This window comes from Collinsella sp. CLA-ER-H8 (assembly GCF_040092335.1).
GTDB lineage: Bacteria > Actinomycetota > Coriobacteriia > Coriobacteriales > Coriobacteriaceae > Collinsella.
Genome location: NZ_JBBNLU010000003.1, coordinates 88,422 through 115,071 on the forward strand (window position 1 = coordinate 88,422; position 26,650 = coordinate 115,071).

The 26,650-nt window shown below is 53.6% G+C and carries 23 protein-coding genes and 1 tRNA gene; 16 read left to right on the forward strand and 8 right to left on the reverse strand.

Going from position 1 to position 26,650, the window contains the following annotated elements; genetic code table 11:
- Nucleotides 1–6 precede the first annotated feature (6 nt).
- The 8 genes from AAAX72_RS02755 (at nt 7) to AAAX72_RS02790 (ending at nt 9,188) form a co-directional block, all read left to right on the forward strand.
- The gene (locus tag AAAX72_RS02755) at nt 7–831 is read left to right on the forward strand and encodes a LicD family protein (RefSeq protein WP_349091546.1); all 825 of its coding nucleotides are present in this window, start codon (nt 7–9) and stop codon (nt 829–831) included.
- 3 nt (nt 832–834) lie between these two features.
- A complete protein-coding gene (locus AAAX72_RS02760; RefSeq protein WP_195520342.1) occupies nt 835–2,079 on the forward strand; it encodes a polysaccharide biosynthesis protein in 1,245 nt (414 codons plus the stop codon).
- 129 nt (nt 2,080–2,208) lie between these two features.
- Nucleotides 2,209–3,315, forward strand: coding sequence for a UDP-N-acetylglucosamine 2-epimerase (non-hydrolyzing) (gene wecB, locus AAAX72_RS02765; protein ID WP_349106009.1), 1,107 nt, complete (start codon nt 2,209–2,211; stop codon nt 3,313–3,315).
- Nucleotides 3,316–3,615: 300 nt separating this feature from the next.
- A complete protein-coding gene (locus AAAX72_RS02770) occupies nt 3,616–4,320 on the forward strand; it encodes a glycosyltransferase family 2 protein (RefSeq protein ID WP_195520344.1) in 705 nt (234 codons plus the stop codon).
- Nucleotide 4,321: 1 nt separating this feature from the next.
- A complete protein-coding gene (locus AAAX72_RS02775; protein ID WP_349128942.1) occupies nt 4,322–4,675 on the forward strand; it encodes a DUF2304 domain-containing protein in 354 nt (117 codons plus the stop codon).
- Nucleotides 4,676–4,679: 4 nt separating this feature from the next.
- A complete protein-coding gene (locus AAAX72_RS02780; RefSeq protein ID WP_349128944.1) occupies nt 4,680–5,474 on the forward strand; it encodes a glycosyltransferase family 2 protein in 795 nt (264 codons plus the stop codon).
- A 213-nt stretch (nt 5,475–5,687) separates the two neighbouring features.
- Nucleotides 5,688–7,229, forward strand: coding sequence for a DUF2142 domain-containing protein (locus AAAX72_RS02785; RefSeq protein ID WP_349128945.1), 1,542 nt, complete (start codon nt 5,688–5,690; stop codon nt 7,227–7,229).
- Nucleotides 7,230–7,340: 111 nt separating this feature from the next.
- The gene (locus AAAX72_RS02790) at nt 7,341–9,188 is read left to right on the forward strand and encodes a hypothetical protein (protein ID WP_349128946.1); all 1,848 of its coding nucleotides are present in this window, start codon (nt 7,341–7,343) and stop codon (nt 9,186–9,188) included.
- A gap of 147 nt (nt 9,189–9,335) precedes the next feature.
- On the opposite strand, the gene AAAX72_RS02795 is transcribed toward AAAX72_RS02790, so the two are convergent.
- Entirely contained in the window at nt 9,336–11,807 is a 2,472-nt protein-coding gene (locus AAAX72_RS02795) for a glycosyltransferase family 2 protein (protein ID WP_349128947.1), read from the reverse strand.
- A gap of 156 nt (nt 11,808–11,963) precedes the next feature.
- Between AAAX72_RS02795 and rfbA the strand changes: the two genes are divergently transcribed.
- The 5 genes from rfbA to AAAX72_RS02820 all read left to right on the forward strand — a co-directional run bounded on the left by rfbA (nt 11,964) and on the right by AAAX72_RS02820 (nt 17,052).
- Complete coding sequence (gene rfbA, locus AAAX72_RS02800; protein WP_349129032.1) at nt 11,964–12,863, forward strand: glucose-1-phosphate thymidylyltransferase RfbA; 900 nt, start codon at nt 11,964–11,966, stop codon at nt 12,861–12,863.
- Nucleotides 12,864–12,958: 95 nt separating this feature from the next.
- On the forward strand, nt 12,959–13,396 hold the full coding sequence (locus AAAX72_RS02805) for a DUF4869 domain-containing protein (RefSeq protein ID WP_349128949.1): 438 nt from the start codon (nt 12,959–12,961) through the stop codon (nt 13,394–13,396).
- A 9-nt stretch (nt 13,397–13,405) separates the two neighbouring features.
- Nucleotides 13,406–14,380 carry a hypothetical protein gene (locus AAAX72_RS02810; RefSeq protein ID WP_349128950.1) on the forward strand — a complete coding sequence of 325 codons (975 nt, stop codon included), beginning with the start codon at nt 13,406–13,408 and terminating at the stop codon, nt 14,378–14,380.
- 75 nt (nt 14,381–14,455) lie between these two features.
- A complete protein-coding gene (gene rfbB / locus AAAX72_RS02815; RefSeq protein WP_349128952.1) occupies nt 14,456–15,475 on the forward strand; it encodes a dTDP-glucose 4,6-dehydratase in 1,020 nt (339 codons plus the stop codon).
- A gap of 122 nt (nt 15,476–15,597) precedes the next feature.
- Entirely contained in the window at nt 15,598–17,052 is a 1,455-nt protein-coding gene (locus AAAX72_RS02820; RefSeq protein WP_349128953.1) for a sugar nucleotide-binding protein, read from the forward strand.
- A 102-nt stretch (nt 17,053–17,154) separates the two neighbouring features.
- On the opposite strand, the gene AAAX72_RS02825 is transcribed toward AAAX72_RS02820, so the two are convergent.
- Nucleotides 17,155–18,126: a glycosyltransferase family 2 protein gene (locus tag AAAX72_RS02825; RefSeq protein ID WP_052044190.1), complete on the reverse strand. Its 972-nt coding sequence runs from the start codon at nt 18,124–18,126 to the stop codon at nt 17,155–17,157.
- 160 nt (nt 18,127–18,286) lie between these two features.
- Between AAAX72_RS02825 and AAAX72_RS02830 the strand changes: the two genes are divergently transcribed.
- The 3 genes from AAAX72_RS02830 to AAAX72_RS02840 all read left to right on the forward strand — a co-directional run bounded on the left by AAAX72_RS02830 (nt 18,287) and on the right by AAAX72_RS02840 (nt 20,042).
- Nucleotides 18,287–19,132, forward strand: coding sequence for an ABC transporter permease (locus AAAX72_RS02830; RefSeq protein WP_349128954.1), 846 nt, complete (start codon nt 18,287–18,289; stop codon nt 19,130–19,132).
- Nucleotides 19,133–19,143: 11 nt separating this feature from the next.
- Nucleotides 19,144–19,911 (forward strand): ABC transporter ATP-binding protein, encoded by a 768-nt coding sequence (locus AAAX72_RS02835; protein WP_349128955.1) that lies wholly within the window; start codon nt 19,144–19,146, stop codon nt 19,909–19,911.
- A 54-nt stretch (nt 19,912–19,965) separates the two neighbouring features.
- Nucleotides 19,966–20,042 (forward strand) — tRNA-Arg (locus AAAX72_RS02840).
- A gap of 104 nt (nt 20,043–20,146) precedes the next feature.
- Here the strand turns inward: AAAX72_RS02840 and aroQ are convergent.
- The 6 genes from aroQ to aroB all read right to left on the reverse strand — a co-directional run bounded on the left by aroQ (nt 20,147) and on the right by aroB (nt 26,617).
- On the reverse strand, nt 20,147–20,584 hold the full coding sequence (gene aroQ / locus AAAX72_RS02845; RefSeq protein ID WP_349128956.1) for a type II 3-dehydroquinate dehydratase: 438 nt from the start codon (nt 20,582–20,584) through the stop codon (nt 20,147–20,149).
- 64 nt (nt 20,585–20,648) lie between these two features.
- Nucleotides 20,649–21,899, reverse strand: a complete 1,251-nt coding sequence (locus AAAX72_RS02850) for a shikimate kinase (protein WP_349128957.1) — start codon at nt 21,897–21,899, stop codon at nt 20,649–20,651.
- Entirely contained in the window at nt 21,900–23,045 is a 1,146-nt protein-coding gene (pheA, locus tag AAAX72_RS02855; protein ID WP_349128958.1) for a prephenate dehydratase, read from the reverse strand.
- 53 nt (nt 23,046–23,098) lie between these two features.
- A complete protein-coding gene (gene aroC, locus AAAX72_RS02860; protein ID WP_349128959.1) occupies nt 23,099–24,196 on the reverse strand; it encodes a chorismate synthase in 1,098 nt (365 codons plus the stop codon).
- A gap of 1 nt (nt 24,197) precedes the next feature.
- Nucleotides 24,198–25,517: a 3-phosphoshikimate 1-carboxyvinyltransferase gene (gene aroA / locus AAAX72_RS02865; RefSeq protein WP_117861955.1), complete on the reverse strand. Its 1,320-nt coding sequence runs from the start codon at nt 25,515–25,517 to the stop codon at nt 24,198–24,200.
- Nucleotides 25,511–26,617 carry a 3-dehydroquinate synthase gene (aroB, locus tag AAAX72_RS02870; RefSeq protein ID WP_238057417.1) on the reverse strand — a complete coding sequence of 369 codons (1,107 nt, stop codon included), beginning with the start codon at nt 26,615–26,617 and terminating at the stop codon, nt 25,511–25,513. Before aroB ends, aroA begins: the two co-directional genes overlap by 7 nt.
- Nucleotides 26,618–26,650 lie beyond the last annotated feature (33 nt).

Consider the following 26,650-nt stretch of genomic DNA (forward strand, 5'->3'; position numbering starts at 1 on the left):
TTTTTAATGACGAATGAAATTCTTTCTTTTGATGCGGTGAAACACGAAGAACTGAAAATCTTGGTGGAATTTCACGATTTTTGTGAGAAATATAATTTGTGCTATTCGCTGTCGTATGGAACTCTAATCGGTGCCGTGCGTCATAAGGGTTTTATCCCCTGGGATGATGATATAGATGTTGTCATGCCTCGGAAGGATTACGATAGGTTTCTTGGCCTAGTTCAAAGCGGTAGGTTTTCTCCGTGGCTTCGCGTTCAGGCTACAGAGATTGATGGGTATTTACCTTCATTCGCAAAAGTAATTAATCCTAAGATCTCCGTTCAGACAGAGAGAGATCGCCCTTCAGTTCCAGAATGGCTTTGGATAGATGTGTTCCCAATTGACGGTATATCCGATTCAAATCTAAAGGCCACTATTATGTTTTACGAAGTGAAATTGCTTGATTTGATTTGTATTGTATCAAGGCTCAACTTCCATTATCCACATCCGATTAGCATGAAAATTCTCATGGCTATTTTTTATCCCATTTCTCTAGTACTGCCTATAGAGAAATGGGCTTCCGAACGTTTACATAAACTTTCAAGAAAATATGATATTGGCGAAACAAAGAGAGCGGGACAAATCGGATGGGGGTTTGGTCTCAGGGAGGCTTTTCCAAATAGGTATTTTACGGATGTAATGGATGCGGAATTTGAGGGTCATCAATTTAAAATCCCAACTCATTATGATGAGATGCTTACTCAACTTTATGGCGACTATATGACCATTCCTCCTGCTGATAAACAGGTGTCTCATCAATTAACTGCATCAGTTAATTCAAGAACGGAGTAATTGTTGGGTTCCGATAAAGTTCTTTCGATAAAGTCTAATATTTTATGGAGTTCTATTGGCTCGATTATCGGTTTATCTTGCCAATGGTTAATAAGCGTGCTGGTGGTTCGCCTATCCTTTGGTTTTTCTGATGCTGGCTTATACTCGCTTTCGATGTCTGTCTATGGCATTTTTTTCCCAATTGCTCAATATAGGATGTATACATATCAAGTTTCAGATGTTAATGGGGAAAACACGGTAGGGGAGTATCTTTCCTTTAGATTACTAACCATACTTTTATCACTTGCTTTGACTTTTGCTTATTCGCTATTTACTTGTCGCCCTGCTTCCGTTTTCTGCATTTTTCTCTACGGCTTATATAAAAGCGCCAACCAATTGATAGATGTCCTTCATGCTGCTGATCAGCAGTTCTCCCGGATGGATTATGTTGGAGTCTCACTTGCGCTTCAGGGAGCATTGTCTCTAGTTTTTTTCTGCGTTGCTTTATCTTGCTTTCGTTCGGTGCCGCTAGCTATATTTGCAATGTTTATTGCGGTCGTATTAGTTGGATGGATTTACGATTTGCCACGAACTACCGCCCTAACAAGCATTGTTGTTGGAATTAGCCGAAATAAGGCAAAGCGATTATTGATAACATGCTTGCCGGCTGTGGTTGCTGGCATAGCGGTTTCCGCGTCATCGTCAATTCCACGCCAATATTTATCTTCTGCATTGGGGGATTCTGCTCTTGGGGTCTACTCGTCTATTGCGGCTCCTATTGCTATCATTCAAATGGGTGTTTCATATTTGTATAACCCCCTGCTGGGTTATTTCTCGAAAAGTTATTCAGATAAAGACAGGTGTTCTTTCTTTCGCCTATGCTTTGCCTGCTTACTTGGTGCGTTAATCATCGCCGTTGTGTTCGGTATTGGTTTTGAGGTGATTGGAAATAGCTTATTTTCATTTGTATTTGGTGAGGAAATACTACCTTTCATGTATTTAGTTCCACCTTTGATAGCTTCTGCTGTTTTGACTGGACTGATGTGGCTTGTCAATGATTTGTTGATTTCATTTAGGTATTTTTCGCATACCCTTGTTGCTGGCGTGTTGATGTTTATCGTTTCGCTAAGTTCAATGAAGTATTCCGTAGAAGTATTCAATTTAAATGGTGTTACAGTGTGTAGCTTAATATCTTGTCTTTTTGGACTTGTATATATGGTGGTCGTATTGTCTATCTTGTTGAGACGTCATTTTAATAATCTCGTTTAATTGCATCATTTGATTTCAGGGCGAATTGCTCTCTTCCTGACTTCTTCCTCTGAATTATTTAAATGATTATAATTTGTTCGTAATGACTATGTGCATTTCAATGGTTTTTTTAAGGGGCTGGTTCTTGAAATGAAAAAGGTAATGCTAGTTTTCGGAACTCGTCCGGAAGCAATTAAGATGTGCCCACTTGTGAATGTGCTCAAAACTCATCCGGATGATTTCAGTACCGTTGTTGTCGTGACTGGTCAACATCGGGAGATGCTTGAGCAGGTTTTGCATGTCTTTAATGTGGTACCCGATATTGACCTAGCAGTCATGAAGCCTGGTCAGACTCTTTTCGATGTTACGTGTAGCATCCTTCTTAAAATTAAGAAGGTTCTTGAGGGGGAAAGACCGGATGTCGTGCTTGTCCATGGAGATACCACGACAAGCTTTGCTGCAGCCTTAGCTTGTTTTTATCTGCAAATTCCGGTCGGTCATGTTGAGGCTGGTTTACGCACACATGATATCAGCAGTCCTTGGCCAGAGGAGTTTAACCGCCAAGCAGTTGACATCGTGAGTCAATATTATTTCGCACCAACCGAGGTGAGCAGACAAAACCTTCTCGATGAGGGAAAAAGACCCGAAAAGATTTGGGTTACAGGTAACACGGGAATTGATGCACTTCATACTACCGTGGATCCGGAGTATTCACATCATGAGCTTGACTGGGCAAAGGGTTCTCGTTTGATTCTTATCACCGCACATCGCCGCGAAAACCTTGGTGAACCTATGCATCGCATGTTCCGTGCTATTCGTCGCGTAATGGAAGATTATCCCGATACCAAGGCCATATACCCTATTCATATGAATCCTCTTGTTCGCAAGGCTGCTCATGAAGAGCTAGATGGATTTGATCGACTGCATATTATTGACCCCCTTGAAGTATTTGATTTTCATAACTTTATGGCTAAAAGCTATCTGATACTCACTGACTCAGGCGGTATTCAAGAAGAAGCGCCAAGCCTTGGTAAGCCTGTTCTTGTCATGCGTGACACTACTGAGCGTCCTGAGGGCGTTAAGGCGGGGACTTTGAAACTTGTTGGCACAGAGGAAGATGTAATTTACAACGAGTTTAGCAGGTTGCTCTCGGATGTCTCAGAGTATGAATCGATGAGTCACGCTTCCAATCCTTATGGTGATGGCCATGCAAGCGAAAGAATCGCTTCGGTTCTTTCTGACGGTCATTTACGATGAACCGTGCTAGTAGAAACTTAGCTATATTTGATTAAACAATTCATCTGTTTAGTTCTTTTCTATAAGATTCGTGGCATTTGCAAGAGGGCAGATGCAGGACACCTTGCGGCAATCACAGTGGTCACTACGCAGACCACAGATTGTCGATGGTGATAACAGCTATAGTGTTTATATGTTCTAGGACCGTTGTGGATACTGTGTTGCCTATCACGCTAGCTCCTTGCATAACATGTAGTTCGTCTTGTTGGTGCTACTTTTACTTTTAGCTAAGGATAACGGGCTATCATTGAAAGGTTGTTCATGAGCAATCCTTATAAGGTGCTAGTTATTGTGCCTGCTTATAATGAAGCTGAATCAATTTGTGCGACAGTTAAAGCCGTGATTGATTCAGGATATGATTATGTCGTGGTCAATGATGGTTCAACTGATAATACGCTTGAGATTTGTCATGCTAACCATCTCAATGTACTTGATCTACCGCAGAATCTTGGTATTGGAGGGGCTGTACAAGCCGGCCATAAGTACGCTAAAAAATATGGATATAACATCGACGTTCAGGTGGATGGCGATGGACAGCATGATCCTTGTTTTATTTCCAGTATGGTTGAGCAGATTGAAGCTGGCTATGACTTGGTTATCGGGTCTAGGTTTCTCGAGCGAACTGGGGGGTTTCAGTCTACGTTTTTACGCCGAGTGGGTATTTCATGGCTTACTAGGGTGATTAAAATGTGTACGGGGAAGTACATAGCTGATCCGACATCTGGATTTAGGGCCTGCGGACCGAAAGCTATCGACTATTTCTGTAAGAACTATCCAGTTGATTACCCTGAACCCGATTCTATTGTCTCAGTGCTTGCTCGCGGTCTGTCTGTATCTGAGATTCCCGTTGTCATGAAAGAGAGACAAGGGGGCTCATCATCCATTTCGGGCTTTTCGAGTGCCTATTACATGATCAAAGTTACCCTTGCAATTATTATTTCTGCATGTTCAAAAACGAGGTGTTAAAGTGCCGGTAACCCTTCGCGTTTCTGTCGCAGCGGCCTGTATTTTACTTGCTGCATATGTAGTTAAGCTTATTGAGAGTGGCAGGCTCCAACTTAAGTATTCTCTATTGTGGCTGGCTCTGGTCCTAGTCCTAGTCCTGTCTGCTCTATTTCCGCAGCCCCTGTGCTATTTATCGTCGGCGATGGGGTTTGCCATGCCTTCCAATTTTATATTTGTTCTGGGGTTTGTCTTTGTAATCCTAATCATGCTTTCACTTAGTTTAATTGCCAGCAAACAGGCCGATGCGATTAAGAACTTAACTCAACGAGTTGCATTGCTTGAAAAAGATATCGAGAGCATTCTGAGGGATAAGTAGTTCTATGTTTACGTGCAATGATCATACATTCGTAGTTTGCGCCTATGGCGAATCACCGTATTTGAACGACTGTATATCGTCTTTAATGAACCAGAAGCAAGCCAGTAGGATCTTTATCTCTACTTCTACTCCGAATAAGCATATTGAGCAGATTGCTTCTAGCTATAACTTGCCTGTATTTATTAACAATGGGATGCCAGGGATTGGCCATGACTGGAATTGTGCAATTTCCCATGCTCAAACTCCATTGGTCACCATTGCTCATCAAGATGATCTGTATTCCCCTAATTATTCAATTGAAATGCTTCGCTCTGTGAACGCCTCCAATCATCCCCTGATCTTCTTTTCTAATTATGGGGAGATTCGTAATGGGGAATATGTCGATGACATCTCGATTCTTAAAGTCAAAAGAATAATACTAAGAAAACTCGCTCGAGTTGGTAATTCATCTATAGTCAGGGACAAGCGTCGGGCTTTGCGGTTTGGATCTGCGATTTGTTGCCCTTCGGTCACGTATGTTATGCCTAATCTCGAGACACCTTTGTTTTCGAGTGAGATGAAGTGTGACTTGGACTGGGAAGCGTGGGAGAGATTTTCGCGACTTGAAGGCTCTTTTGTTTATTCTCCCGAGATTCTTATGCATCATCGAATTCACAAAGAATCTGAGACGACTTCCTTGATCCAAGATAATACACGGAGCTCCGAAGACCTTGCTATGCTTGAAAAATTTTGGCCTAAAAAGGTTGCGAAAGTAATCCATCGACTATATTCAGTCAGCATGAATAGCAACACTCTTTAACGTCTCTGTGTTGAACGTCTCCTCTGAGTCGGTTGACGAGCGCTTCGTGTATGACTGAATTCGGATATTAGCCATCGAAGTCGGATGCTACGGCACTGTTCTTGCGTTGATATCATCGACGCAAGCTCTGAGATAATAATTAACTTGTTGATATACTTGCTACCACTATATTTAGTTGCGCTTATGTGAGTTTTGAAATTTAAGGATTCTAGCATGACGAGTTTTGTAAGATGCAAACCTGCTTTTCTTGCTTTTGCCGGTTTATTTGCAGTCTATTCAGTATTTTGGTACTTAAATAATCCTAGATTGCTTGTTCTGCTTACAATTGCGATTTCGTTAATTATAATTCTCGCGCTCGGCAGCGTATTTGCTAGTGATAAGGATCGCCTTAAAAGTGAGTGGGTATTCTTGGTACTGCTCATATCATTTTTAATCATATTTTGCTTTATATTCCCTCCGTTCACCGCGCCCGATGAGGGCCATCATTATTTTTCGACTTATTGGTTGGTTGATAGCCTTCCATTTAATGCCCATGTGTCTAATGACGGTGCTTTTCTGGTGCGAGATATTGATTACGCGCTATACAATAGCCGCCAACCGGGCGATGTAATTAATTCAGCTTCATTTGATTCTGTTATTGATGGTTTTTCACTATTTGGAAATGGACAGCTGGTTCCTTTCAGTGAATTTTCTTTTAGTGCCGGCGGTGAGAATATTACTGCAAAACTGGGCTCTATCATTGGCTTGCAGATAGGGTTGTTCTTTGGGCTTGGAGCTTATCCCGCGTTCTATATGGGTCGAATTGGTTCGGCTCTCGTTTTTTGCTTCTGCGCTTTCCAGGCATTTCGAATCGCACCTAAAGGCAAATCGGTCATTGTATTCGTTTCATTGTTGCCCATGACGCTTCATTTGGCAGCTTCATATTCCTATGATTCTGGAATCATTGCTTATTCACTTCTGGTATTCGCATGTTTGATGCGCGGTTTTTTTGGCGAACAGCGGTCGATAGGAAAAAGAGAAATCATTATATATTTAATCATTTCGGTTCTTTTGGCTCCGTGCAAGGTTATCTATTCAGGGTTGATTTTACTTGGATTGTTCGTCCCTCTTTCGCAGTTCATTGATGAGAAGACCGGGCGTTTTAGCAGGTTCTTGTTGATCTTTTGCGTTATGCTTTCTGTATTGGCCTTACGTTTGGCATCGATGAGCAGCTTGGTTTCTCAGACTTCAGATTCCTCTCGGGGCCATGAAGCGGGGCAGTTATATTCGCTCGGCGATATTCTGCTGCATCCAAAGAATAGTTTCCTTGTTTTTTGTAGAACTCTCGACTCTCTAGGTGATTTCTATTGGGAAACGTCTTTGGGCTATTCCCTTGGATGGCTTCAAGAGAACTTGCGTTTCCCTGCATTCTATATGATTCCTTATTTGTTTTTCGGGTTTATTTGCTGCCTTGACTCTAGTGATGAGCCCTCGTTTCTTACTGCTCCTGTATCCTTTCTTTTCATTTTTGCTTTCCTTTTGGCTGCACTCGGTTCCATTGCATCAATGTGGTTGGCATGGACCTTCAACTATGAAAATGTAATACAGGGTGTTCAGGGGCGCTATTTTCTTCCGGCTTTACCAGCTTTGTTGTTTGGACTAAGAACACGATTATTTAGGTTCAGCTCTACTTCCATTTCCGTTGTTACTACTGGCGTCTGTGTTATGAACTGCCTATATCTTATTCGTTTTATTAGCGTCGCCTCCTGTTTGTAGATTTATCTCGCGCGCAGTTGCTTTGGTAATTTCTTGTAGTTGGGGACTTAATCTCAGGGTTAACTAGGCCTGGTCTATCAAAGACCAATTAGATTGTATGGGAAAAGTGTAATGTTGAGAAATCGTTATTTGAGTTTTATCGGTGTGGTCTGCCTTGTATCAATTTGTTTCACCCCTCTTTTATGCCCAACGGTTGCTTTTTCATTACCCGAAGATTGTGCGGTTCTAGGCGCTGATATTTCTACAGATCAATCGGTACAGGGTCCAGTTGGGCCATCGGATGGTGATCGGTTACCTTCTGATTCGGTTAACTTCACAGCGTCTATCGATTTGTCGACATATGAATACACTGGTGATGCGATTACTCCGAGTGTGTCGGTTTTTGCTGATAGCGGTTTAAAGCTTACATGTGGGACCGATTATGAAGTCTTTTATGCGAATAATGTTGCACCTGGCTGTGCTGATATAGCTGTAAATGGGCTAGGGGACTACGCTGGCGCTACCACCCGGTTGTCGTTCCAGATTGTTCGCTCTTCTGATAACAAAATCGCCCTTCCTGGTTCTTGGGTCTGCGAAAACGGTAAATGGTGGTGGAGATATGAGGCCGGTGGTTGGCCGTCAAACTGTTTTCTGACTATTGGGGGAGCCGAATATTATTTTGATTCCGAAGGCTACGCAGCTACTGGCTGGAGATACCTGAGTGATGGATGGCACTTATTCTCTGAATCCTGTGCGCATTTGAAGGGATGGGCTGCCATCGGCGGTCATTGGTTCTTCCTTGACGAAACATCAGGTTCAATGAAGACCGGTTGGGTTTTAGACAATCATAACTGGTACTATTTGGATGGTTCGGGTGCTATGCATACTGGCTGGCTGCTCCTTGGCAATACTTGGTATTGGCTTGAGCCTTCCGGATCAATGGCTACGGGCTTTAAACTTGTAAACGGCAGTTTGTATCATTTTTCTCAATCTGGATCCATGAACACTGGTTGGTTTGTTGACGATGGGACATGGTATTGCGCCAATGGCTCTGGAGCGATTCGCACAGGATGGTTTTACTTTGATTCTAGCTGGTATTTGCTTGATTCCAATAATAATGGCGCCATGCTCGAAGGATTTCAGTCTGTAAATGGTAATTGGTACTATTTGGATTCGGATAGTGGCGGCGCATTAGAGTGCAACGCCTGGGTCTTCTCGCAAGATGGAAACGCATATTATGCGTGCAGCAGTGGTGCAATTGCGTTAAAGGGTGTCAAGGACAGCGTGGGCGCAATTAAGCTCAACGACGCCGAAGGAAAGCCCATGGTAGGCTGGTATTGGTCCTCCGCTGCTCAGACGTGGTTTTACACGGATCCAGACGGGGTGCTACAGCGCGGTTGGCAATTAATTGGCGGGAAGTGGTATCACCTCGATAACGAATCTGGCGTTATGAATACAGGCTGGTTCCGCGATGATGACGGGCTATGGTATTACCTTATGTCGTCAGGTCAAATGGCAACTGGCTGGAACAGTATCGAGAATGGCGAGTATTTCTTTAATGCTGCTGGTGCTTGGGTAGAGCCCGAGCGTTCTGCCCGTACTTCCTTTCAGTCTCAAATTGTTAGTCGCTGCTACAACGTTCCTTCTCCTGGAGTGGGATTGTGCTCGGAGTGGGTTAGCGAAGTTTTTTATCCCGTGCTGGGGTCTTATCCCAACGGTGACGCATGCGACATGTTTTGGAATTGGTGTCACAGTCGAGATATATCGCAGCTTAAGGTTGGAATGATTGTTGCGGTCCCTACTCATACGCATACTAATGCGGGGGCTCGCTGGGGACACATTGCTATTTATGTTGGTAACGGTATGGTTATGGATAACATCGGTTACATTAGGACGACATCACTGGCCTGGTGGCTGAACTACTACCACACTACTGCTACGCCTCAGTGGGGCTGGGTTTTAAATACGCCATTAGAATAAGATGCTCTCTGACTGTCGAGTGGAGGACAACTTATCACAATGGGGGAACCCACAATAGGGGAATCGAGGGTTAATCCTCGATTCCCCTATCTAGCTTAGGCACACGTTAATTTGTCCTGATTGAATAAGAGAAGAAACGCCAACTTTTTATAAATGATAATAACGATTCGCGGGTTCCCCAACGGTAAAGTTTGGATTCATATAGGGATCACCTTCGATGTAATGCTTGGCCCAGCGATAATTCATGTATGCGACCTCTTTGTGGAAGCGAATCTGCTTCTCCGTATTGTTTTCAACGCCTCTAGAAATCGACTCATAGTGATAGAGCTCGACTTCGGGTGTGTATACGATCAGGTCGTTGATCTCGCGTAGCTTTAAGCAAAAGTCAACGTCATTAAATGCAACTTGAAGCTCTTCCGTGAAACCTCCGACTTTCTCATATTCGCTACGCTTAGTCATTATGCAAGCTGCAGTGACGGCGCTGAAGTCTTGTTGTGCATCGTTGAGTGCAAAGTAGCCCCAGTTATCCTTTGGCATGCTTTGGCAAAGATGCCCCGCCACGCCACCAGTGACACATAAGCCCGCATGCTGAATGGTGTTGTCGGGATAGTAGAGTTTTGCACCAACTGCGCCAACATCCTCACGTGCGCAGATGCCAAGCATTATCTCAATCCAATTGGGCGTAATTACCTCAGTATCGTTATTCAACAGCAAGAGATAGTTACCTTTGGCGTGAGCAACGCCAAAGTTCATGAGCTTGGAGAAATTGAATTCGTGCTCCCAAGTTACAAGACGAACGATATCTGGATATTTTGCTTGCAACTTATCGTAGTAATCGAACGTCGCCTTTTCTGTGCTGTTGTTTTCGATTATGACAAGCTCGTAATTGTTGTACGTTGATTTCTCAACAATTGACTTAATGCAGTTGTCCAGAATGTCGGCGTGGTCTTTAGTCGGGATGATAATTGACACGAGTGGATGGGAATCTGGCACAGCGTAGGTTACTTTATATGTAAAGGGACGACGCGCTTGTTCGACCTTCGCATTGAGCCCAAGCCTGTCCAAATGACTCTGGACCGCTTTGATACCTGCGATAGTGGCATACGGCTTGCTATCGGCATTTGCTGCGGTGGAGGTCCCGCTTAGGCGCCAGTGATATAGAACCTTTGCAACATGATGAACTTTCCTTGCCTTTTCCACGGCGCGGAGAGTCAGATTATGATCCTGTGCTCCATCGAACTCTTTCGTGTTCGGTTCTAGAACATCAAGCAGCGACTTACGGATGGTAAGCATATGGCAGATATAGTTATTGTTTCTGAGCAGATCGATATTGAAATCCGGCTTAAAGAACGGCTGCGCTAGCTTTCCATCGGGCATGAGTTTGTCTTCGTCGCAATAAAGAAGATCGACGGCATCATTGTTTTCAATTGCCTCGGCATATGAGAACAACAGGTCCGGTTCAAGAATATCGTCATGGTCAAAGAAACTAACGAAATCACCCGTAGCGATGGCAACGCCGGCGTTTGTATTTTCGGAAATGCCCTTATTCTCGGTAAGGTTAATTGATTTAATTCTGTTGTCGTGGGCCGTCTCCTGCTCAACGCGAGCCTTTAGTTCCTGATTGTCAGGACTTGCATTAACTAGGATGAGCTCCCAGTTTGCATAAGACTGGGTTTTTACGGATTCGGCCATATCGTTAAAGAACGAAATGGGCGTGTTGTAAAGAGGGACAATGATGCTGAACTTCGGAGCGCTGTTGAAGACGATTTTTCTCTGTTTCTCCAGAGCGCCGATGGTTGACTTATGTTCCGTGAACCATTCGGGGTATTCAGGGTCAAACTGCGCATGGGTAAAGAGAAAGTTGGTCTCCTCAAGAAGCATGCCTAATTTATCGGGCGTTAAGCAGTCGAATGCACTGAATGATGGGTGATTTTGATCGTCAATAACAAAATAATAACGATCGAACGCCTTTGGCATACGAACCGAGAGCTGCGTTTCAAGTTGCTTTTTCTCAGACGTAAATCCAACGCTTGTTACATTCGAACCGAAATTGACGATGCTCAAATCAACTTCATTGAGGGTTCGATCGAGGCAGCGAAGTTTGATTTGGGAGTCGCTACGATACGGCGTTCTCACCGTGCACCTAAGGATGTAGTCGCTTGAATCTTCGATGCACTGCCAGAAATCAATCGTTGCCATGTCAAACTCTGAAACGTCATCATAGTTTCGGAGTTTACTGCACATGTCAGGTTTAATTTTGTAGTTAAGGCGAGACTCCCATTTGATGTTCTTGCAATTGAGTGAAAGGGAGTCGCTGCTCAGGGTACGACCGTCTTGGCCGATTTCGCAAAACTCAATTTTGATGGTGCGGGCATCGGGATCGGGGAGTACAAGGACGTATGAGTTCGAGTCACAACCATTGTCCCGGAATTTTAGGAGGGATAAAGGTAAGCAGCGGTTGTCGTTTGTAGCCGCTTGGGCTGTTACGCTGGAGCCTTTATGGATGCCTTCAATCTTAAGCTGCTGGTAGATTTTCCAGTTTCCTCTGCATACTCCGGTTGTTTCGACTCGCATTGTCTGCCTTTCGTTTGTTGGACACTGCCCATTGTACTTTTTCATTTGTTGCCTCGCTAGAAATGCAGAAAGAGTTGCGTGTTTCTGCTGTCCGATTTAAATAAGAAGACGGGGAGGTTGCCGCCGGTGCGTATAATTTTATTAGCTATGCTTCTGTAAACAGCGGCTTTTGCTCAACGATTGTCAATCGAGAGGATTTTTATGAAAGGCATCATCCTCGCCGGCGGGTCCGGCACGCGCCTGTACCCGCTCACGCTCGTGACCTCCAAGCAGCTGCTGCCGGTCTACGACAAGCCCATGATCTACTATCCGCTTAGCACCCTCATGCTGGCGGGCATCCGGGACATCCTGGTCATCTCAACGCCGACCGACCTCCCCAACTTCGAGCGCCTGCTCGGGGACGGCTCGCGCTACGGCGTGAACCTGTCCTACGCCGAGCAGCCGAGCCCCGACGGCCTCGCCCAGGCCTTCACCATCGGCGAGGACTTCATCGCCGGCGAGCCGTGCGCCCTGGTGCTCGGCGACAACATCTTCTACGGAAACGGCCTGTCGCGCCACCTGACGCGCGCCGTCCAGAACGCCGAGTCGGGCCGCGCCACGGTCTTCGGCTACCACGTGGACGATCCCGAGCGCTTCGGCGTCGTTGAGTTCGATGCGCAGGGCAGGGCCGTCTCCATCGAGGAGAAGCCCGAGCGCCCCAAGAGCTCCTACGCCGTCACCGGCCTGTACTTCTACCCGGGTGACGTGGCCGCCAAGGCGCACAGGGTGGAGCCCTCGGCCCGCGGCGAGCTGGAGATCACCACGCTCAACCAGATGTACCTGGAGGAGGGGACGCTGTCCGTGGTCACCCTCGGCCGCGGCTACGCGTGGCTGGACACCGGCACCATGGAGAGCCTCCACGAGGCCGCGGAGTTCGTCCGCGCCGTGGAGCACTCCCAGGACCTTCCCGTGTCCGTCCCCGAGGAGATCGCCTGGGAGAACGGCTGGATCACGACCGCCGGGCTGGAGGAGGCCGCGGAGGCCTACGGCAAGTCGGTCTACGGCCAGCACCTGAAGAAGGTCGCCGCCGGCGAGATCGTCAACAGCCCGCGCGAGTACTAGCGCCAGCTTGTTTTCTTTTAGGGGTCACCGTTTATCTGGTGGCCCCTTTCGTTATGATTACGTTGACCATAAAGACAATATGATTGGGAGTGGATGTGTTAAGCGTCTACTTTGGCGATATGCCAGAAGCGATTTACAACACAGCGACATATTTCAAAAACTCTTACCGGTCTACTTGGATTACGGATCCCTATGCAGTCTCGATAATTAAAGATGTCGATCGATCGGTTGTTGTCTCCGAAAACGTCATCGAAAGCCCTGTGCTTGGATCCATCTCCCCACTCCAGCTTTCTGGTGGCGTGAAAACGCTGCTGCTTATGAGATTTGATCGTAAGCATATTTTTAACGCTTCTACCTGTGGTGACAACTGTGCCAAGTGGGTTCTCGACATGGCGAAAGACCGCAAGCTCGTTGTGAATCTCTATCATGTGATGGACTTTGGTCGCGAGGATTTTAAAATCAAAGTCGTGAACAGCGGCCGAATCGTTCATAACATGGCCGAATTGATTCACGAGTCGATTCCGTATCTGTAGGTGCTGCTTATGAACGGTTCGCATCTCGTTAAGATTTCCCGCCGTAGGGGAACCAAGTACACATTTACCATCAAGCGGAACATCACTATTGTGCGTGGCGATAGCGGCACGGGTAAGACGACGCTGTTTGACATGGTCGCAGACTACATGCGAACGGGCGAGCAGTCGGGCGTTTCCTTGCAATGCGATTGTCCCTGTGTCGCCCTGACCGATTATGATTGGCGAAACCAGCTTTCGTCCGTTCATGATTCGATTGTATTTGTCGATGAGGGCTTAAAAGAGATCCATTCTGATGAGTTTGCCCATCATGTGCTGTATTCCTCGAATTATTTCGTGCTGACCTCAAGGGCTGATTTCCCCAATCTTCCGTATAGCGTGGATGAGATTTACAAGATTAAGACGAGCGGAAAATACCATTCTTTCGTCCCTGTTTATCAAGATCGCGGGAATCATCGTTATGCTATTTCCCGGTCGGCGCCAAAACAGGACTTTTCTATCCTTCTATGCGAGGACAGTAAGTCTGGTTTCCAGTTCTTTGAACGGCATTTCGCTGACAGTGAGCTTACCTGCGCTTCGGCCATGACGAACAGTGCGATTTTGGGCTGGTTGGATCAGCATTTCGACGATCGCGTGTTTGTTGTCGCGGACGGAGCGGCATTTGGGTGCTATGCGGACCGCGTCCTTAAGCTGCAAGACATTCACCGCGATACTGTTACGGTTTGTCTTCCCGAGTCATTCGAGTGGCTTCTGCTGAGCTCCGGCGTAATTTCAGGGTTAGATGTTAAGGCGGTTTTGGAAACCCCAGAAGCCTTTATAAACAGTGAGAAGTTTAAAAGCTGGGAGGACTTCTTCTATAAGTACTTACGCGATAAAACTGGGAATTCGGTCTTCCGTTGCGACAAAGACTGCATTCCGGAGGCGTTTTGTAGGGGAAGTAATTCTGCGAAGGTTATGGCTCTTATCGCATGCCGAAATGTCCGATAGTTTTGTTGAATAGTGCCGCGGCGTCACTTCCTGCGGCATACTAAAGAAGCTGTACATGCTTCAGATTGGATTTTCATGTCTGAGATCTTTGAACCCAAGAATATCATCGTCACGGGCGGCTGCGGCTTCATCGGCAGCAACTTCGTGCACTACGTGGTCAATAACCACCCCGGCGTGCACGTCACCGTCCTGGACAAGCTGACCTACGCCGGCAACCCCGAGAACATCGCCGGCCTGCCCTCCGACCGCGTGGAGCTCGTCGTGGGCGACATCTGCGACGCCGAGCTGCTGGACCGCATCGTCCCGGGCCACGACGCCATCGTGCACTACGCCGCGGAGTCCCACAACGACAACTCCATCGCGGACCCCGAGCCCTTCCTGCGCACCAACGTCGAGGGCACCTTCCGCCTGCTGGAGGCCGTCCGCAAATACGGCGTCCGCTACCACCACGTCTCCACCGACGAGGTCTACGGCGACCTGGCGCTCGACGACCCGGCGAAGTTCACCGAGGAGACGCCGTACCACCCGTCCTCGCCGTACTCGAGCACCAAGGCCAGCTCCGACATGCTCGTGCGCGCGTGGACCCGCACCTACGGGCTTCGCACCACGATCTCCAACTGCTCCAACAACTACGGCCCCTACCAGCACGTGGAGAAGTTCATCCCCAGGCAGATCACCAACATCATCGACGGCGTCCGCCCCAAGCTCTACGGGAAGGGCGAGAACGTCCGCGACTGGATCCACACCGAGGACCACTCCTCGGCCGTCTGGGACATCCTCACCAAGGGCCGGATGGGGGAGACCTACCTCATCGGCGCCAATGGGGAGAAGAACAACATCACCGTCCTGCGCATGATCCTCGAGGCCATGGGCCGCGACCCCGAGGACTTCGACTGGGTCGCCGACCGCCCCGGCCACGACCGCCGCTACGCCATCGACAGCACGAAGCTCCAGCGCGAGCTCGGCTGGAGGCCGGCGCACACCGACTTCGCCGAGGGCCTCAAGGCCACCATCGACTGGTACGTCGAGAACGAGTCCTGGTGGCGCCCGGCCAAGGAGGCCACCGAGGCGCGCTACCGCGCACAGGGCCAGTAGACCGCATCCCGGCGAACCGCACCGCGGGGCGCCCGCGCGGGGCCGCAGGGCATGGGGATGATCCTGCGTCCCCGCGCGGGCGCCCCCGGTTACCCAACCTCTTCGATTGGAGCTTTTCCCACATGGCAGACATCGCATTCGAGAAGGACCTCGCCGTCACCGAGACCGGCATCGAGGGCCTGAAGGTCGTCGACCTCGCCGTCCACGGCGACTCGCGCGGCTGGTTCAAGGAGAACTGGCAGCGCGCCAAGATGACCTCCCTGGGCATCCCCGACCTCAGGGTCGTCCAGAACAACATCTCCTACAACGACAGCCGCGGCGTCACCCGCGGCATCCACGCCGAACCCTGGGACAAGTTCATCTCCGTGGCGCGCGGCAGCGTCTTCGGCGCCTGGGTGGACCTGCGCGAGGGCAGTGACACCTACGGCAAGGTCTACACGACCGTCCTGGACCCCTCCAAGGCCATCTACGTGCCCCGCGGCGTGGGCAACTCCTTCCAGGCGCTCGAAGACGGCACCGCCTACACCTACCTGGTGGACGCCCACTGGTCCCTCGAGCTCAAGAGGACCTACACCTTCGTGAACCTCGCCGACCCCGAGCTCGCCATCCAGTGGCCCATCCCGCTCGACGAGGCCACCGTCTCCGAGGCGGACCTCAACCACCCGATGCTCGCCGACGTCGTCCCCATGGCGCCCAAGAGGACGCTCGTCACCGGCTGCAACGGCCAGCTGGGCCGCGCGGTGCGCGCGCTGGCCGAGGAGCGCGGGGTCGCCAAGGACTTCGACTTCTGCGACATCGACACCTTCGACATGTCAGACCCGGACGCCTACGATCAGTACGACTGGTCGCTCTACGGCACCGTCATCAACTGCGGCGCCTACACGGCCGTGGATAAAGCGGAGACCCCCGAGGGCCGCGCCATCGCCTGGAAGGCCAACGCGACCGGGCCGGCGCTTCTGGCCCGCACCTGCGCCGGGCACGGCATCACCCTGGTCCACGTGTCCAGCGACTACGTCTTCGACGGCACGGCCGAGGTGCACGCCGAGGAGGAGCCCCTCAGCCCGCTGTCCGTCTACGGCCAGACCAAGGCCGCCGGCGACATCGCCGTGGCAGGGTGCCCCCGCCACTACATCATGCGCAGCTCCTGGGTCATCGGCGAGGGGCACAACTTCGTCAAGACCATGAAGGGGCTGTCCGACCGCGTAGCCGACCCCGAGGACAGGCTCACGCAGGTCACGGTCGTGGACGACCAGCTGGGCCGCCTGACCTTCACGCGCGACATGGCGGCTGCCATCTTCCATGTGCTGGACGTGAAGGCCCCCTATGGCACCTACAACTGCACCGGCTCCGGCGCCGTCAAGTCCTGGGCCGATATCGCCCGCGCCGTCTTCGAGGCCGCCAACGGCAACGGGGAGAAGGTCGTGCCGGTGTCGACCGCCGACTACTACGCGAACGCCGCGGGCCCCATCGCCCCGCGCCCGGTCCACTCCGCGCTCGACCTGTCCAGGCTCGAGGCCGCGGGCTTCCACATGCCCGACTGGGAGGAAGAGCTGGGGGAGTACATCAAGACGCTCTAGCCGCTATTAACTTTTCGAGAGTAAAAGCCGCCGTTCTTTAACGGCGGCTTTTCTTGTTGGTGGCTATCTGCGCAGTGGTGCCAATAGTATTTTGCGGAAGATCTACCTCTCGCTTGGCATGGAAGTAGGGTGGCCGGGCTGGTCGTCGTAGGCGTATTTGCTGTACACGTTGACCTCCCACTGCTTTTTTTCGACCTTTGCTACAGAATCTAGGATGAAGCCGGTCGCAAGGCTCAGGCCGCACAGGAACATAAACGAGGCGGCGAGCATAGCGGTGGGGAAGCGCGGGACGAGGCCGGTCTGGAAATATTCGACAACGATGGGCATGCCCAGGGCGAGGCCGAATACCGCGAACAGAAGCGCAACGAGGCTGAAGAACTTCAGCGGGCGGTAGTCCTTGAACAGCGTGCCGATCATCGCAACGACTTTAATGCCGTCGCTCACGGTGTTGAGTTTGGACTCGGAACCCTCGGGACGGTCGCGGTACTCGATGGGCACATCTTTGATGCGCCAGCGGTGGTCGACGGCGTGGATCGAGAGCTCGGTTTCGATCTGAAAGCCCTCGGAAAGCACTGGGAAGGTTTTAACGAACGGGCGGCTCATGGCGCGGTAGCCTGTCATGACGTCATCGAAGCTGTAGCCATAGATCCACTTGATCATGGCGCGGACCAGATTATTGCCAAAGCCGTGGAAGGCACGCTTGTTCTCCTCGGCGTAGGTGCCGTTGGAAAGGCGATCGCCTACGGTCATGTCGGCCGTGCCGTTAAGGATGGGCTCGCAGAGGGCCTTGGCCGCCTCGGCGGGGTAGGTGTCGTCTCCGTCGACCATCAGGTAGCAATCGGCGTCGATATCGCGAAACATCTGGCGGCACACGTTGCCCTTTCCCTGACGGGGCTCAAAGCGGACTGTGGCGCCGTGCTCGGTGGCAATGCGTGAGGTATCGTCCGACGAGTTGTTGTCATAGACATAGACCGTCGCCTGCGGAAGCTCGCGGTGAAAGTCGTCGATGACTTTGCCGATCGTGAGCGCTTCGTTGTAGCAAGGGATGATGACGGCGATGGATTCAGAATTCACTTAATGCTCCTTATACATTCAATCCTAGAAAGTATAGCCGTTTGGGCCTGGCATCCTAAGATGTGGGTTAGTTCTCCAGTTTTGTTGCGCGAATCGTTTGCATGGCCGTCGGGTCTATACTGTTCGTTTGTCAACGATTACGAGTAAAGGAGTTGCATCCGTGTCGGATCAGACAAAGCAACAAGAAACTCGCAGTCTGCCTGCGACGTTTGCTAAGAACGAATTTGAGAAGGACGCGTTTATCCTTCGTCAGCTGGTTACCAAGGATTTTAAGATCAAGTATCGCCGTAGCGTTCTGGGCGTCGCATGGTCGGTGCTCAACCCGCTGCTGATGATGATCGTCATGGCCATCGTGTTCTCGACGATTTTCGCCCAGGGCCGCAATGGCTCGATTACGCCCGAGATGTACCCGCTGTACTTGATCGTAGGTAACGTTACCTTTGCCGTCATGTCCGAGTCTACGAACCAGGCGCTGACCTCGATTGTGGGTGCGGCTCCGCTGCTCAAGAAGGTTAAGGTACACCGCTGGGTCTTCCCGGTGCAGAAGGTGCTCTTCTCGTTGGTCAACTTTGCCTTCTCGCTGGTCGCCGTCGCCATCGTTATGCTGTGGTTCCGCGTTGCGCCTTCTTGGCACCTGATTCTGCTGCCGGTCTGCCTGCTGCTGCTTATGTGCTTCTGCATGGGCCTGGGCATGATGCTCTCTGCCCTTACGGTCTTCTTCCGCGACGTCATGCATCTGTGGAGCGTCGTCATTACGGCGTGGACTTACATCACGCCCATCTTTTGGACGACTGACTTTATTGCGCAAATGCCGCATCTCGTGCGTATCTTGATGTATGCGAACCCCATGTACAACTACCTGCAGTTTATGCGTGATATCTTCCTGTTCCAGACTACGCCCTCGCTTATGACGTTTGGTATGTGCGTCGCTTGGGCGGTTCTTGCGCTTGTTATTGGCTACACCGTGTTCCATAAGTCCGAGCGCAAGTTCATCCTCTACATCTAAGGAGTGCTGTGATGACTGAATTTGTTGTTGATTACAGCGAGCAGCCTCTGGCTGTCGAGGTCGACGACGTCACCATGATCTTTAACATGGCGTCCGAGTCGCTGACCAACCTCAAGGAGTACTTCATTAAGCTTGCCAAGCACGAGCTGTTCTTTGAGGAGTTTAGGGCGCTTAAGCACATCTCGTTTGATATTCATCGCGGCGAGGTTGTGGGTCTGGTCGGCACCAATGGCTCCGGCAAGTCTACGATGCTCAAGATTATCGCTGGCGTTCTTGAGCCTAGCGAGGGCAGCGTTAAGGTGCACGGTAACATCGCGCCGCTGATTGAGCTTGGCGCCGGCTTTGACCCCGAGCTGACCGCCCGCGAGAACATCTATCTGAACGGCGCCCTGCTCGGCTATACCAAGGAGTTCATCGACGCCAACTTTGACGGCATTATCGAGTTCGCTGAGCTGCAGAACTTTGTCGATATGCCGCTTAAGAACTTCTCTTCGGGCATGGTGGCGCGTATCGCCTTTGCAATCGCGACGATTACCGAGCCCGATATTCTGATCGTTGACGAGACGCTGTCCGTCGGTGATGTGTTCTTCCAGCAAAAGTGTGAGGCCCGCATCCAACACTTTATCCAGAGCGGCGACGTGACGGTTCTGTTCGTTTCGCACTCTATGGAGCAGGTTGAGCGCATCTGCCAGCGTGCCGTTTGGATTGAGAAGGGTGACCTTCGCATGGACGGCCCGGTCGATGAGGTCTGCAAGGCGTACCGCGAGCAGTTCAACTAGGTTATAATTACTTGCGCCTGACAGGCTTGTGCTTGCTTGGGCGTGCGGTTATTTGCTCCATTAGCTCAGTTGGATAGAGCAGGGGACTTCTAATCCCAAGGTCGACGGTTCGAATCCGCCATGGAGCACCATCGTTTATTAAGCCCAGACCGCTTGGTGGTCTGGGCTTTTTTCATCTTGTGTGTTGCTGGAGCCGAGCGCGAGCAAGCCGCTGCTGTTTGTTGGGGTTGGCATTTTACTTTTCGAGATGCTCTTTCAGCAGCTCCAACGCGTGGGCGTAGCCCTTCAGGCCCTCGCCGGTGATGGTGGCGAAGCAGGCCAGGCGGGCGTAGCTTACCTGGCGGAAGTCTTCGCGCGTCTCTACGGCGCTGATGTGGACCTCCACAGCCGGGATGGCGACGGCCTTGAGTGCGTCGAGGATCGCGACGCTTGTGTGCGTGTAGGCCGCCGGGTTGATGACGATGCCGTCGACCTTGCCGTAGGCCTCCTGGATCTTGTCGACGATGGTGCCCTCGTGGTTAGACTGGAAGACCTCGACTTCTTCGAAGCCCTGTGCGGCGCCCGCTTCCTGGCAGATCTGCACTAAGCGGTCGTAGTTGTCGTTGCCGTAGATGCCCGGCTCGCGAATGCCGAGCATGTTGAGGTTGGGGCCGTTGATGACGAGTGCTTTCATGGTTGCTTCCTTTGCAGTCGAGAAACCACCACAAAGGTGCCTGTCCCCTTTGTGGTGGTTTTGGTTAGAGAGCGGGTTGGAGGGTCTCGAGGAGGGCTTGGGCGGTGTTGGCGGCGCAGTCGCGTGAGTCGATGATGTAGTCGGCCCAGGCGCGGTAGCGCGGCATGCGCTGCTCGGCCAGCTTGTCGATGCCGTCGCGCGCGGTGATGGGGCGGCCCTTGTGGGCGAGCTCGTCGAGCTTGCGGTTGAGCATCACAATCTGGCTGTTCTGGTGTAGCAGCGGGTAGTTCTCGTCGCGTGTGACCACGCCGCCGCCGGTGGAGAGCACCAGGCCGCTGCGCTTGGAGATGTCGGCCAGCGCAGCCGTCTCCTGTTCGCGGAAGGCCGCCTCGCCGCGCTCGACGATAAAGTCGGCACAGGGCATGCCCAGACGCTCCTCGAGCGCGTGATCCAAGTCGATGTGCTCGCGGCCCGTGAGCACATCGACTTGCTCACCCACGCGGGTCTTGCCTGAACCCGGCATGCCGATCAGCGCGATGTTCTGTTCGCGGCGTGACAGGCGCTCCGTTACGTCCAGGATGCGCTCGCGCGGGGTGACTTGGCCGGTGTAGCGTTCGACAGCCTGCGCCGCTTGGGCCACGAGCATGAGCAGGCCGCCGATGCAGGGGATGCCGCGGCGCTCGGCCTCGAGCATGAGTCCCGTGCGGGCGGGGTTGTAGACAATGTCGATGACGCCCTCGAGCGCATCGAGGCCTTCGAGCGTGCAGGGAGCGTCGGGGCAGTGGGGGAACATACCGGCGGGCGTGCAGTTGACGAGCAGCGTTGCATCGGACTGCTGAGCGATGTTGCTGTAATTGACCTCGCTCGTGCGACCCACGGGTACGACGATGGCGCCCAGATCTCCGAGCACCATACTGGCCGTAGTACCCGCACCACCGGTGGCACCGAGCACGAGGACCTTCTTACCGGCAACCTCAACGCCCAACTCTTCGACCAGGCACTGAAAACCAAAGTAGTCGGTGTTGTCGCCGCGCAGGCGGCCGTCGGGCAGGCGCGTGATGGTGTTGACGTTGCCCATGCGCTCGGCGAGCGGGCTCAGTTCGTCAAGGTAGTCCATGACGGCGCGCTTGTAGGGGATGGTCACGTTGGTGCCCTCCCACTCGTCGCCGGTCATAAAGGCCGCGAGGTCCTCGGGCTCGCGCTCAAAGCGCACGTACTCGAGCCCAGCGAGCTCTTTGTAGATGGTCGGGGTGTAGCTGTGGCCCAGCACACGGCCCAGCACGCCGTAGGGACGGGTTGCAGTGATATCGGTCATCTAGAGCACCTCCGTGTAGCTGCCAAAGTAGGTGAAGCTCTCGCACACGTCGTCGATGGAATCGAGCAGGTCGTCGAGGGCCTTGCTGCCAAAGGGGCAGTCCAGATCAAAGTAGAACATAAACTCAAAGTCGCGGCCGGGGATGGGGCGGCTCTCGAGCTTGATCAGGTTGATGTTGAGTGCGTAGAAGCGCTCGAGCACGCGATAGAGGGCGCCCGGCTCGTTGGCCGTGGTGATCATGAGCGAGGTGCGGTTGGCGCCGGGGTAGACGCGCGGCTCGCGGCTGATGACGACAAAGCGCGTGTAGTTGTTGTCCGAGTCCTGAATGTTGGGCTCCAGCACCTCCAGGCCATACAGCGTGTCACAGCTGCGCGAGGCGATGGCGGCGACGTCGGTGCGCTCGGAGTTGGCGACCATCTCGGCCGACATGGCCGTGTTTGGGTACTTGGTGGCGTGCAGGTCGTGGGACTCGATAAAGCCGGCACACTGGGCAATGGCTTGGCCGTGGCTGTAGACCTCGCGCACGTCGGCGAGCTTGGTGCCGGGCTTGACGAGCAGGTTGTGGTCGATCTTGAGTCGCAGCGAACGCACGATGTGGAAATCGAACTGGGCGAGCAGGTCGTAGACGGCGTTGACCGATCCGGCGGTGGAGTTCTCGATGGGCAGCACGCCAAACTCGCAGAAGCCGTCGCGCACAGCGCGCATGACGCCTTCGAAGGTCTCGAAAAACGCGATGTCGGGCACGTCGAAGAGTTTGCACGCGGCGATCTGGCTATAGGCACCTTCCACGCCCTGGCAGGCGACGGTGGCCGTTTGAGGGAAGGGCGTGTCGGAGGCTGCAGCCGTGGCGTGTGCCTTTTGCGAGACGGTGATGCCCTTGAGCTCGTTGATGTAGCGCTGCTGCTCGGCCTTGCTCATGCTCATGAGGAGGCGGAACAGGGCGATGGTCTGTGCCTCGTAGCGCTCGGGCGCGCGGCTGGCGAGGTTGTTGAGCTTGGAGCGCTCGCGGGCGGGGTCGAAGACGGCCTTGCCCATCTCGATTTTTGACTTGGCGACTTCGGTGGCAATGTCCATGCGCTCGACAAAGCTGTTGAGGAGCGTGGTATCGATGCCATCGATGGCCTGGCGGATGTCAGCAAGGTCCATGGAGGCCCCTTTCACGTAACGGCTGAGTTGACAGGCAACCCAGGTGAGTCGGGTTAGAGCTGGGCGACGTCCTCGAGGAGAGCGTCCCAGATGGCGAGCGCCGCGGCTGCCTCGGCTACGGGGACGGCTCGGGGGACGATGCAGGGATCGTGACGGCCGTGCACCGAGAGCTCGGCATTTTCCATAGCGTCCATGTCTACGGTCTGCTGCTCGCGGCCAATTGAGGGCGTCGGCTTTACGGCCATGCGCCACATGACGGGCGCGCCGGTCGAAATACCGCCCAGGATGCCGCCGGCGTTATTGGACTCGACCTCGATTTCGCCGGTCTCGGCATCGATGCGATATGGATCGTTGTTCTCGCTGCCGCGCATGGCGGCCACGGCAAAGCCCATGCCAAACTCCACGCCCTTTACGGCGGGAATGCCAAACGCGATTTGCGCGATGCGGTTCTCGATGCCGTCGAACATGGGGTCGCCTATGCCCGTGGGAAGCCCGTAAATGCCGCACTCCACGATGCCGCCGATGCTGTCGAGCTCGTCGCGCGCGGCCAGAATCTCCTCGCGCATGCGGCCGGCTGCGGCGGCGTCAATGCACGGCAGATCGTTCGTAAGGATCGCCTTGCGGTCGGCCTCGCGATAGACCATATCGTCCATCGGCAGGTCGGAGATGCCGCCGATCTGCGCGACGTGCGCCATGACCTGAATGCCGCGGGCCTCGAGTGCCTGCAGCGCAATGCCGCCGGCGATGCATAAGGGTGCCGTTAGGCGGCCGGAGAAATGCCCGCCACCAGCGACATCGTGCATGTTGTGATACTTCACGCGCGCAGGGAAGTCCGCATGTCCGGGGCGGGGCTTGCGGCGCAGCTCGGAGTAATCCTTGGAGCGCGTGTTGGTGTTCTCGATAATCGCGGCGATGGGCGCGCCGGTGGTATGTCCATCGACAACACCGGCGATGATATGCGCGGCGTCGGCCTCGCGGCGTTTGGTTGCGGTCTCGTCGCGGCCAGGGGCGCGACGGTCGAGGAAGGCCTGCAGCTTCTCCTGGTCCACGGCGATGCCCGCCGGGATGCCATCGAGCGAGCAGCCGATGGCGGGGGAGTGCGACTGGCCGAAAATGCTCAGATGCAAAACGTTGCCAAAGGTCGAGGACATGCTATTCCTCCTCGAGCGTGACCTTGCCGCCCAACAGGCGGTAGTGGTCGAAGAAATCGGGATAGGACTTGTTGACGGCCTCGGCGCCGTGGATCACGACCTCGCCGGTGGCACGGCTCGCGGCGATGGCGGCCATCATGGCGATGCGATGGTCGTTGTGCGAATCGACCTCGCCGCCGGTAAAGGCATCGACACCCTTGATGATGAGGTCGTCGCCGGCAATACGCACCTGCGCGCCCAGCGCGGTGAGCTCGCGGGTGGTGGTGACCAGGCGGTCGGATTCCTTGATGCGCAGACGGGCGCAATCGCGGATAAAGGTGCGGCCCTGTGCCAGCGAGGCCACGGCCGAGATAACGGGCACCAGGTCGGGGATGTCGTGGGCGCTCATCTCAAAGCCGGCGAGCTTGTCGGACTGCACGGTGGCGGCGTTGGTGGAGCGCACGATGCGGGCGCCAAAGCGCGAAAGCGCGGCAAGCACGTTGCGGTCGCCCTGCGCAGAGCTCAGCGACACGCCCTCCACGGTGATGGGATCGGTGCCGATGGCGCCAGCACACAACCAAAAGGCGGCGTTGGACCAGTCGCCCTCGACGGCCACGCTGCCGGGCGTGCGGTACGAGCCACTGCTCACGCGGAAGTTTGTGACCTCGGGCTGACCGTCCTTGGCGGGAATGCGCTCGACGTTGACCTCGACGCCGAAGGCCTTCATGGCCTGGATCGTCAGGTTGATGTAGGGGCGGCTCTCAATGAGGCCGGTCACCTGCACGCAGGAGGGCTGGGCCAGCAGCGGGGCTGCCAGCAGCAGGCCCGAGATGTACTGCGAGCTTACGTTGCCCGGCAGCACAAAGGTGCCCGGGCGCATGCGTCCGCTCGTCTTGAGCGGAAAACCGCCCAGACCCTGTAGGTCGCAGCCGGCGGCAATGATCTCGTCCGAGAGCGGGGACAGCGGGCGTGCGCCTAGGCGGCCCTGTCCCACAAAGGTTGCCTCTGCCCCCAGCGCGCAGGCGACGGGCAGCATAAAGCGGAGCGTGGAGCCGCTCTCGCCGCAGTCGAGCGTGCCGCCGGCAAGGGCCTTGAGTAGGCCGAACTCAATGCTCTTCATGGTGGGGTGGACCTGGAAGCCGTCCTCGACGGTCTCGATGCGGGCGCCGAGCGCCGTGAGGCAGCGGACCGTGGCCTCAATATCGGCGCAGGTGGTGTTGCAGGTGACGTGTGTCTCGCCGTTGGCAAGGGCAGCGCAGATGATGAGACGGTGCGCCATCGACTTGGACGCGATGGCGGGAACGGTGCCCTTAAGCGGGGATGGGGTGATGCGGGCTAGCATGCGGATGCGTCTCCCTTCTGGCCGAGGCCCTCGGCAATGAGTTCGTGGAAAGTGGAAAGCGGCGTGCGGTCGATGCTGCAGCGGCCAATGCCGTGCGGAATCACCAGGTCGATGGTGTCGCCCGCGCGCTTCTTGTCGTGGAGCGCCTCGGCAAAGACGGCATCGGCATTGAGGTCGCAGCGGGTCTTGAGGCCGTGGCGGGCGCAGAGCTCCTCAATACGGCCGGGCAGTGCAGCATCGCAAACGCCGTGCAGGGCCGCGGCGCGCGTGATGATGCCCATGCCGATCGACACGCAGTTGCCGTGTCCGAGCTCAAAGTGCTCGCAGGCCTCGACGGCGTGTCCGGCGCTGTGTCCAAAGTTGAGCAGCTTGCGCTGGTTGGTTTCGTGCTCGTCGGCGACGACCACGGCGCGCTTGATGTCGATGTTGCGGGCGATGATGAGTGCTACGCGGGCCACATCGCGGTTGAGCAGCTCCAGCGTGAGCGGGGTCTTCTCCAGCTCGGCGAAAAGCTCCGGGTCGGCGATCACGGCGTGCTTGACGACCTCGCCGCAGCCGTCGGCGAACTGCTCGGGCGTGAGGGTGGCCAGGCACCCCACGTCGGCGATAACCACGCTCGGCTGCCAAAAGGCGCCGGCCAAGTTCTTGCCGGCAGCCAGGTCGATGGCGGTCTTGCCGCCCACCGACGAATCCACCATGGCGAGCAGGCTCGTCGGGATCTGCACAAACTTGCAGCCGCGCATGTAGGTCGCGGCCACAAAGCCCGCCACATCGCCCACGACGCCGCCCCCGAGTGCCACGATCACGTCGGAGCGCGAAAGCTCGTGCTCGGCCACAAACTCCAAAATGGCAACATAGGTTTCGGCGCGCTTATGGGCCTCGCCGGCCTCGAAGGTGCAGATGCTCACCTCGTAGCCTGATGCCTCCAGGCTCTGCTTAACGGGCATCTGGTAGAGCGGGCCTACGTTGGTGTCCGTCACGATGACGGCCTTGGTGCCGCCGGCAGTGGCGCGCACGAGCGGTCCCGCCTGCTCCAGCAAAAACGTGCCAACATGCACCTGGTAGGGGCGTGCGGTGTCGATATCGATGGTAATCGCCATAAGCTTCGGTCCTTTCGACCTGGCGTGATAGGT